Below are 437 nucleotides of genomic sequence, written 5' to 3'. Positions count from 1 at the left end.
ACCGCGAGTATTTCGAGGAAGGCTGTGCCTGCATCCACAGTTCCAAGACGCTGCAACTTTGCCCTACCAACATGCCTGACAGTGAAGCAGTCGCGTTCTACGAGCAAAATTGCAAGTGCTCACGCAACTACGTCCCGAGTTAAGAGAAATCGCAACCATGTCCCGCTCGCAGGTGATCCAGCGCCACAGTTTTCACAGGCACGCCGTAGATGAAACAGGGATGCCGAACATGGACTACGAGCTTTTCTACCAGCAGGGCATCAGTTGCTACTGCTGGGGGCTACCGAAACCGTATGTCCGACTGGCTCTGCGCGCGGTTTGCAAGCGCTATGCACAGCGTTTTGGCCCTGTAGCGTTTTGGCAGTTCCGTGCCTTCGCTTATGGGCTTCGTGGTCTGAACTACGCCGGCCAGCGAGAAAGGTTCGTCCAGGGTGACT

At 55.8% G+C, this 437-nt stretch carries 1 protein-coding gene; it reads left to right on the top strand.

All coding sequences use genetic code 11. The features are described from left to right. Window positions 1-157: 157 nt before the first annotated feature. On the top strand, window positions 158-437 hold a 280-nt coding region (locus EEB15_RS34420; RefSeq protein WP_233259732.1), incomplete at its 3' end, for a hypothetical protein.

It is taken from the genome of Ramlibacter sp. WS9, assembly GCF_003797765.1.
GTDB lineage: Bacteria > Pseudomonadota > Gammaproteobacteria > Burkholderiales > Burkholderiaceae_C > Ramlibacter.
Note: the sequence above shows the minus strand (reverse complement) of the source record. Positions and strands in the feature narration are given on the sequence as shown.